The sequence below is a fragment of the Microcoleus sp. AT8-B5 genome (assembly GCF_036705565.1).
In the GTDB taxonomy this organism is placed as follows: domain Bacteria; phylum Cyanobacteriota; class Cyanobacteriia; order Cyanobacteriales; family Microcoleaceae; genus Microcoleus.
The window spans coordinates 1-8,762 of record NZ_JAUBUY010000079.1; the positions used below are offsets into that span (position 1 = coordinate 1).

At 47.4% G+C, this 8,762-nt stretch carries 6 protein-coding genes; 3 read left to right on the forward strand and 3 right to left on the reverse strand.

Annotation, left to right across the window (positions count from 1 at the left end):
- Positions 1 to 189: 189 nt before the first annotated feature.
- The gene (locus QUB39_RS29015; RefSeq protein WP_333058315.1) at positions 190 to 1,935 is read right to left on the reverse strand and encodes an alpha/beta hydrolase; all 1,746 of its coding nucleotides are present in this window, start codon (positions 1,933 to 1,935) and stop codon (positions 190 to 192) included.
- A gap of 287 nt (positions 1,936 to 2,222) precedes the next feature.
- Here QUB39_RS29015 and QUB39_RS29020 point away from each other — a divergent pair, with 287 nt between their 5' ends.
- Positions 2,223 to 3,203, forward strand: coding sequence for an Npun_R2479 family HD domain-containing metalloprotein (locus tag QUB39_RS29020; RefSeq protein WP_333058314.1), 981 nt, complete (start codon positions 2,223 to 2,225; stop codon positions 3,201 to 3,203).
- Between the two features lie 398 nt (positions 3,204 to 3,601).
- Positions 3,602 to 5,752, forward strand: a complete 2,151-nt coding sequence (gene ligA / locus QUB39_RS29025; protein ID WP_333485222.1) for an NAD-dependent DNA ligase LigA — start codon at positions 3,602 to 3,604, stop codon at positions 5,750 to 5,752.
- Positions 5,753 to 5,871: 119 nt separating this feature from the next.
- Here the strand turns inward: ligA and QUB39_RS29030 are convergent, their stop codons facing one another.
- Positions 5,872 to 6,075 (reverse strand): hypothetical protein, encoded by a 204-nt coding sequence (locus QUB39_RS29030; RefSeq protein ID WP_333058312.1) that lies wholly within the window; start codon positions 6,073 to 6,075, stop codon positions 5,872 to 5,874.
- A gap of 12 nt (positions 6,076 to 6,087) precedes the next feature.
- Between QUB39_RS29030 and QUB39_RS29035 the strand changes: the two genes are divergently transcribed.
- Positions 6,088 to 6,501 carry a hypothetical protein gene (locus QUB39_RS29035; protein WP_333058311.1) on the forward strand — a complete coding sequence of 138 codons (414 nt, stop codon included), beginning with the start codon at positions 6,088 to 6,090 and terminating at the stop codon, positions 6,499 to 6,501.
- Positions 6,502 to 6,893: 392 nt separating this feature from the next.
- Here QUB39_RS29035 and QUB39_RS29040 read toward each other — a convergent pair.
- On the reverse strand, positions 6,894 to 8,762 hold a 1,869-nt coding region (locus QUB39_RS29040), incomplete at its 5' end, for a CHAT domain-containing protein (RefSeq protein ID WP_333485223.1).

Sequence of the window (8,762 nt, forward strand, 5' to 3'; positions counted from 1 at the left end):
GATTGCTGTATTTGGTTGTCAATGTTCGGATGATGTTTATATTATTACGCCTATCGTTAAGGTTTGTAAAGGGGTTTGACGACAGTTAAACTGATGAGTGTGATTAGGAAAGCTGATGAGAGGAAAGAGATGGCCCATCGCCCCCGCACGAAAAGAGATGACAGCGTTCACGCGCGGCGCACCTCAACCCTAACGAACAGGATCTATGGGAGGTGGAGAAGGTAAAGGAACAGGAGCGATCGCAGGTGGAGAGGCAGGGATGCGAGGAGGTGGAGAAATCCTGAACTGCAGGAGTTGCTGGGGGGTGAGCGATCGCAAAATTCTCAGTCCGAGAGTGTCTCTGGAGATGCTTAAAGCGTAGGATGGCTCCAAATACGGGCGGAAATTGGATTTATTGTTCAAATAGCTTTCCATGAACGCTAGGCTGAGTCCGCTGAGGTAGCGGCGGGCTAAAGCTGGTTCGGGCCCGATCGCCTGTGGTGGTGGCAGAAAGAGGCTTTGAGGGGATTCCTCGATCGTTGAGAAGTGAGTCCCGTTGTTCATCAGTACGAGATATTTGTTGGGCGATGTCAGCCATGTGAACGGTTGAATTTGTTCGAGCAAAGCGGGGGCGACTGTATCGGCGCTGCCTGCGATTAGCATGACGGGGATTTGGATTTTGCTGAGGTTTGTTTCTCCGAGAATGCTGCTGGCGATCGGGTTAACGGCGATCGCAGCTTTGATGCGCGGGTCGCCGAAATTGTACTGGTTGCGCTCTAGGCCGCGGGCGCGGCACTGCAACAGTAGGGAGAGGTTCCAACTATCGTTCTCGAGTCCGCAATCTTTGTCTAGCTGTGCAAAATTAATCCCTGCCCCGGCTAATGCTAAAGCCGTATAGCCACCGAAAGACTGGCCGATGACGCCGACTCGCTGCAAGTCGAACTGCCCTTGGTAGGCCGGATCGGTTGTAGAAAGTTTGGTTAAATAATCGAGCAGGTCTTTGATGTCGAGGGGGCGGTTGACAAATTCTGCTGGTTCTGCTACTTGATTGGCTCTGCCTGTTACTAAGTCTTGGATTTGTTGGGCGTTGCTGCCGGGGTGTTCGGGGACAGCGACGGCAAAGCCGTAGGAGGCTAGGTGTTTGGCTAAATATTGAAAGGAAATGCGATCGGAACCTAAACCGTGGGAAATTACTACTACTGGGGCCGGTTGGGGGCTGCCCTGTGGTAGGTAAATGTCCATATCAAATGTGCGATTGCGATTTGGACTCGTCAGAGTTACCGATGATTTTTTCCAAGTATAGGGGCCAGGTAGCTGGGGCTGCTGCATTTGGGCGGGCGGTATGGTGGGTTCTAAGGCTGCTTGTGCTTCCGACAACTGGGCGACTCCGGCGATCGTCTGATTGGAACGGTTGATCAGCGATGTCAGCTCGTTGGCGATACCCAAGGCGCGGGCGATGTCAATCCTGATGCCATAGGTGGGGAATTTCCGCAGCACGTTGAGAATTGTCAGGCCTTCTGGATCTGAGGCTGCTAAAATCAGGGCGGCTCGGATGGCATAAAATCCGGGCTGCCGAGCTTTGGTTTGAATTACTCGGCCCAAGCGTTTCAGCAGCACTTCTCCTTGAGGCGTGTAGAGAAATTGGGCGATCGTCACGTGGCTGATTTCAGCCTTCGCTTGCAGGGCGCTGCGAATCTCAGCTAGCTGAGATGCTTTGACGTACTGAGCGAAGCCGTCCAAGTTTGAGTCTATTTTGCCTTCTTTGGCGAAAAGTGCCAGGGATTCAATGGGAACTGATTCTTCTAGTGGCCCGTAAGTTACGTAAATTCGCTCGGCACCCATTGCCGGTGCGGCGGTGCAAACAGCAGTGAATGCACACAATCCTAGGTATTTTTGGGCGATCGAGCGCCGAGTACCCAGGGCAGCAGTGGAGAGACTCCGAAACAGACAGTTCATAAGTTTCAAACCTAGGACTTCTAATAATTAGTCAGTGAAACGATGTAAATTGTTTCACTAACATTTAATACCAAAAAATCGATCTGTTGCTTCGGATGCTTCCGAAATTAGGTTATCTTGGGAAGCATAGCCAAAAGAGCAATTTTCTGACCTGACAAGACTAGCTGAAATTTAAAATTCAACGCCGAGGGGTCAAACCTACTGGAATGCCCATTAATTATTTTTTCAGCAAGGCCAAGATATTTTCGATCGAGTTTGTAACTACAGCCTGAGTGAGAGAATTTATGATGTTCAATGCAACTGCTATCCTGATTGACGCTTTTGTGCAAGAGTTGCAGGCCGGCTACCGTCGCACCTACGGCAAGTACAAGCCTGACTACCCTGAAATTATCGCCTGGGCAGGGACTATGGCTCTGGAAAATATCGCTAACTGCGATGCTCTCTACCACAATGTGGAACACACAATGCTCGTGGCTTTGGTGGGACAAGAGATTCTCCGGGGCAAGCATATTCGCGAAGGCGGAGTGTCGCCGGAAGATTGGCTGCACTACCTAATCTCGCTGCTGTGTCACGATATCGGCTACGTCAAAGGTGTTTGCCGCCAAGACCAAGAAGCTGTGGGACTATATGCTACGGGTATTGACGGGGGCATGGTTTCTGTGCCGATCGGGGCAACTTCTGCCAGTTTAACTCCTTATCATGTCGATCGAGGCAAACTCGTAATTGACGAACGCTTCGGCGGGCACACATTAATTGATGCCGAACAAATCAAGCGCAATATTGAATTGACGCGCTTCCCAGTTCCGGCTAGCGAAACTCATCAAGACAGAAATAATTATTCTGGACTCGCTAGGGCTGCCGATTTGATCGGTCAGTTGAGCGATCCAAATTACCTGCGAAAAATAAGTGCCCTGTTCTACGAGTTTGAGGAAGTTGGCACTAATAAAATCTTGGGCTACAAGTCTCCGGGAGATTTGCGGCAAAATTACGCCAAGTTTTATTGGAATGGAGTTTTTCCCTACATTCCTGCAGCTTTGAACTACTTGGAATTGACGCAGGGAGGAAAACAAATTATTGCCAACCTCTACGCCAATGTATTTCAGGTAGAACACGCTGAACCGCTCGCTTTCACAAAGCCAAACGCTCAAGAATTTACCAAATACCGCGCCAATAGCAACTTGAACATCGAAAAAGATGGTGATAATCTTCAACCTTCAATGTCCGGGGAAAACAAGAAATTTACGGAGTTTCCCGACTTAAATTTGTAATGATTTACGCCCATAATTCGGCAGCTATAAAGGCGAATCAGTGGATTTTAAAATTGAGAATGTGGCCTGACAGGTTTGGCGCAACGTTCGGCGTTCAATCAGTCGAAGGATTTGAAATTTACTTCATAGATGAATCTGGAAGGTTGAACAAGAGTCGAAAGTTTTGGCCGACTGGCAACTTTGGTCGGAAAGTATATCCGTTTTTGGACAGGGTGACAATTAGGATAAGTTTTGATTTTCTAGTTGCTATATCTTGGTTTTTAGCTCAAATTGACATTGCTCATCTCAAATCTAAAATCTGTCTGGCAGCAGAGAGGTTGCTCGATCCTTTTTTTTGAGCTAAAATGGAAAGTTATAATCAAAAATTTAACATCTAAAATCTAAAACCTTAAATCGATATGGCAGCAGAGATTCAGCAGCAAATTCAACAGTTGAGGCAGCAGCTACAGGAAGCTAGCTATGCTTATTATGTTCTCGATGCGCCGATTATGCCAGATGAAGTGTACGATCGACTTTATCGCCAGTTGCAAGACTTAGAATCAGATTATCCTGAATTAATTACTGCGGAAAGTCCGACTCAGCGCGTGGGAGAACAGCCTGCTACTCAATTTTTTAGCGTCAAGCACAATATTCCTCTCTACAGTTTGGAAAATGCTTTTAATTTTGAAGAATTTGCTAAATGGCAGGAACGCTGGCAAAGGGTAGCACCCCCCCTAACCCCCGGTCAAGAGGGAAATGCACCCCCCCTAACCCCCCCTTATCAAGGGGGGGGACAAGAGGGAATAACATCTTCGATTAGCAATCAGGAAAACAGGGAAATTACTCCCCCCCTTAGCAAGGGGGGGTTGGGGGGGGTTTCCTACGTTTGCGAGTTAAAAATTGACGGTTCTGCTTTAGCGTTAACCTATGAAAATGGAATTTTAGTTCGCGGTGCGACGCGGGGAGACGGCATTGCCGGAGAGGAAATTACTCAAAATGTCAAGACTATTCGCTCGATTCCTTTAAAGCTCAATTTAGATAATCCGCCGCCTGTTGTGGAAGTGCGGGGAGAAGCTTTTTTGTCTTTAGCTGTGTTTGAGGAAATTAATCGGGAACGGGAAAAAGCAGGGGAACAATTGTTTGCTAATCCTCGCAATGCTGCGGCGGGTACGCTGCGGCAGTTGGATTCTAAAATTGTGGATAAGCGACGGTTGGATTTCTTTGCTTATACTCTGCATTTAGATCAAGGTAACGAGGGTAACACGCAGTGGGATTCGTTGGAATTGTTGCGACGAATGGGGTTTAAGGTGAATCCCAATCGCAAAATTTGCTATTCTTTGGATGAGGTTCGCGAGTATTACGAATATTGGGATACAGAGAGGCGGAATTTGCCTTACATGACGGATGGGGTTGTTGTTAAGATTAATTCGGTTTTGCTGCAAAAACAATTGGGTTTTACTCAGAGGTTTCCGCGTTGGGCGATCGCCCTGAAGTATCCTGCTGCCGAAGTGCCTACAATAGTAGAAGCTGTCACCGTGCAAGTAGGCAGAACCGGGGCTCTGACTCCTGTAGCGGAACTCAAACCGGTGCAGTTGGCGGGAACGACGGTTTCGCGGGCTTCTCTCCACAACAGCGATCGACTTTCCGACCTAAATCTCCATATTGGCGATACTGTGATTGTCAGAAAAGCTGGGGAAATTATACCAGAAGTTGTGCGAGTTTTGCCGGAACTTCGGCCCCAAAATGCTCAACTTTTCCAAATGCCTAGTTGCTGTCCCGAATGCGAACAGCCTGTGGTTCGGGAAAAGGGGGAGGCAGTTACTCGCTGCATCAATACATCTTGTCCGGCAATTTTGAGGGGTTCGCTGATTCATTTTTGCAGCCGGGATGCTCTGGATATTAACGGTGTTGGCGAAAAGTTGGTGCAGCAAATGGTTGATAGCAATCTCGTGCATTCTGCGGCGGATTTGTACGATTTGACAGCGGAAAGATTGATGAGTTTGGAACGCATGGGTAAGAAGTTAGCAGAAAAGTTGGTAAGTGCGATCGCCCAATCAAAAAATCAACCTTATTCGCGCGTACTTTACGGCTTGGGCATCCGCCACGTCGGCAGCGTGAATGCTCAATTGCTGACAGAAAGGTTTGCAAATGTAGAAGAGTTAGCAGGAGTATCGGCGGCCTCGATTGAGGGCGTTTACGGCATCGGCCCGGAAATTGCTCAAGCTGTTTATCAGTGGTTTCGAGTGCCGGCAAATCAAAGTTTAATTGCACGGTTGAAAACTGCAGGCTTACAATTGCAGTCAGAAGTAAAAAATCCCAATTTAGCCAGCACAAATTTACAACTTGCAGGCAAAACTTTTGTGCTGACCGGAACTTTGCCCACTTTGAAACGAGATGAAGCTAAAGATTTGATTCAAAAAGCAGGAGGTAAAGTCACAAGTTCTGTGAGTGCTAAAACTGATTATGTGGTTGTGGGAGAAGATGCGGGTTCTAAGTTGGAAAAAGCTCAATCTTTGGGAATCAAACTACTTTCGGAATCTGAGTTATTAGAACTCCTATCGAAACCATAAATGATTGGTGAAAGTCAATATATCTCTCTTTCCTCTTTCTCTGCGCCCTCTGCGCCCTCTGCGGTTCGTAAAAAAAGCTCATTCACTTGGGCCGTTTTCAAAGAAAATCCCCAACAATTCTATTGCCCTAGATGCAAAATAGCCCCTCGCGAATTGGGCAATACCTCAAAAGGCAGAGAAATCCCGATCGCCCTTGGTGAATATACATACTTCCCCAGCGGTGCGGCCCAAATCTGTTGTCGGTACAGGCGAGTTTTGCTAAAATTTGATAAAGTTTGCAATAGCGATGGCAACTGCCAGCTTAGCCAAATCCCAGCAATCATAGGAGATACATTATGTCGGAAATTCCAGCAGAACAAGCACAAACAAACTTGCCAACTCCAGAAACAACTACCGAAAGCTCAATTTCTGGGGTGGAAAACTTGAAAAACAGTGTGGGAAATGTCCTAAATAGTTGGAAGTTGAAAGCAGGATTAGCCGTTGCTGTACTTTTGGGAGTTTTGCTATTTGCTTTCTACTGGCAGCATATGATTGCAGTCGTAGGTATGAAGAGTTGGTCGGCGCGATCGGGTGCTAATCCGATCGAATGTATGGTAAGAGATACTAATAATGACGAGTATGTCAGTTGCAGCGCCCTCCTCGATCAGCAGATTGTCCCTCTTGAGTGCAGTTCGAGTCTGTTCAATATCGGCTGTCGAGTCAATTACGGAACTGCGGCACCAAATCCGAGACAAACCAACCCTAGATAGAGCATCTGCGGGTTAGAGATGATTGTTGAAGGAACAGATTTGCTACTAAAACATGGGAATTATAAAAAAATTCCCACCGTGAAAATACTCCAGCAATAAAGAGGGGAAAACTATTGTTTTTCTTGTTGTAAATTAGCAGGTAAGTCTACTTACCTGCTATTGCCATTAGGTAATCTGTGATAGATGATGTGTGGCAGTATATTGGCGATCAGAAGGTTTTGATGATATTAATTTGGTGGTGATGAAACAGAAATAGAGTTCCAAACCCCCTGGATCGGCGCTTGAAATTGGGGCAGCCAGGGGCGAACCGCCCCAACCACCCAAAGCGGGCATTGCCCCTAGTAGAAACTTTCGTCCTTCAGAAGCGGAGACTGAAAAATAAAGATGGCAGCTTACCAAGGGCTTCCGATCATGGTGAAACTACTCCAATAATAAGGATGAGAAAAATTTTGGTTTGGTTGTTGTAAATTAGCAGGTAAATTTAACTGGCCGCCTGTTGTTACTAGCTGTCCGTTTTCCAGCCGCACTTTACCGGACATTATTGCTTGTTGAGCCAGTTGCAAAGCTTCTGCCTTAGTTGTGGTTCCTCGCAACTGGTGGTAAAATTCGCTCATCAGCGCCAAGGTGCCTCCATCGTCAACATACCACAAACTCCCTAAAGCAGATTTGGCGCCGGATTTTACTGCTAAACCTCCAAAACCTAACTCTGCTTCCCGATCGCCCATAGCAGTTCTACAAGCACTTAATACTAACAAGTCTACCTGCGGATTGCGCCAATTCAAACTCTCTATGCGATCGAGCTGCAATTTGGAATTCCACATTTGAATGTAGGAATTGCTCGCTTTTCCCGGTTTGAATTCAGCGTGAGTTGCTAGATGAACGATCCGAAATCCTCCCTTGGCGTGTTCCGACGTGAGATTATCTAAAGTGAAAGCAGAATTGAGGAAAGATGGGCCCTGCCACTGAGCCGAAATCGCCTGCAATTCGATCGGCACACTGGGCAAGGGCTGTTGGTCAACAAATTCTGACCTTCCCATTGCTAGCACTGTGGCGTCTCTAACAGCTTTATAATCGGTATTAGTCGAACTAAAACTCGGAATTAGGCTGAAACTGTATTTTTCAATCAAGAAGCCTTTACCGTCGTGCAAAGCGGCAAAGGGCAGGCTCCGCAATCCCGGATCGACTGATAGTAACAAAGTTTGAATTCCTAAGTTTTGTAAGTCTTTTTCTAGGGGTGCGATCGCCCATTTATATAGTTGCTGAGCGGCGGCTAGATAAGTGCTAGTATCGCGTTTTGCGGGATTGGTGATTTCAGCGCGAAACTCCTGGACGGTGGGGAAAAGAGCTGCTTTGTTGGCTTCGGGGACGCTGTAGTGAATCGGCCACCCGGCGGGAGGAACTAAAATTAGTTCCAATTGATCTTCTCGCGAGACCATGTAGATAATACCAGACCGCTTGCCGGTTTGCTGTTCGATATTTTGTAAAGTTTGTTGGGATGTCGAAATCAAGGTTTTTTCCTCTAGGATGTTGGCTTCTACCCCCAGGTATTCTGCAAATTCTTGATTCCTCATTTCTTCGATTCCCCAGACTGTTTTCTGTATGTCGTTACCTTCAAAAAGTCGATCGGGAGACGGAACATATCCCAGAACTAAATTAGAAGTAGGGTTAACTGTTGGTGCTTGTTGGGATGCGAGTGAAGAGGCTACGATGCCAGCGGGTAATTGACTGATGATACTTTGATCGATGGTTAAAACTCGACGATCGGCAGCAGCAACACCGAGATTGTCTAGCGATCGACTTTCGGGGCGTTTAAAGTCTTGTTCATCGGAGGTTGACGGTTCGGGTGTGGGTGTATCGGCGGCTGTGGGCGAGTTTGGCGCTGTCACAGGTGTGGGCACTTGTATTTCCGTAGGATCGATCGAAGCGGGAGTGACACTTGGAGTGGGAGTTAGGGTGACACTTGGAGTGGGAGTTGGAGTGACACTCGGAGTGGGAGTTAGGGTGACACTTGGAGTGGGAGTGGGAGTGACACTCGGAGTGGGAGTTAGGGTGACACTTGGAGTGGGAGTTAGGGTGACACTTGGAGTGGGAGTTGGAGTGACAATTGCAGTCGGAGTGACACTTGGAGTGGGAGTTGGAGTGACAATTGCAGTCGGAGTTGGAGTTTCTACCGGAGTTGGAGTGACAATTGCAGTCGGAGTTGGAGTTTCTACCGGAGTTGGAGTGACAATTGCAGTCGGAGTTGGAGTTTCTACCGGAGT

What these genes read in the sequence shown, in the direction of transcription:
- QUB39_RS29015 (WP_333058315.1), bottom strand. Translation starts at nt 1,935, where the DNA reads ATGAACTGTCTGTTTCGGAGTCTCTCCACTGCTGCCCTGGGTACTCGG.
- ligA (WP_333485222.1), top strand. Translation starts at nt 3,602, where the DNA reads ATGGCAGCAGAGATTCAGCAGCAAATTCAACAGTTGAGGCAGCAGCTA.
- QUB39_RS29020 (WP_333058314.1), top strand. Translation starts at nt 2,223, where the DNA reads ATGTTCAATGCAACTGCTATCCTGATTGACGCTTTTGTGCAAGAGTTG.
- QUB39_RS29035 (WP_333058311.1), top strand. Translation starts at nt 6,088, where the DNA reads ATGTCGGAAATTCCAGCAGAACAAGCACAAACAAACTTGCCAACTCCA.
- QUB39_RS29030 (WP_333058312.1), bottom strand. Translation starts at nt 6,075, where the DNA reads ATGATTGCTGGGATTTGGCTAAGCTGGCAGTTGCCATCGCTATTGCAA.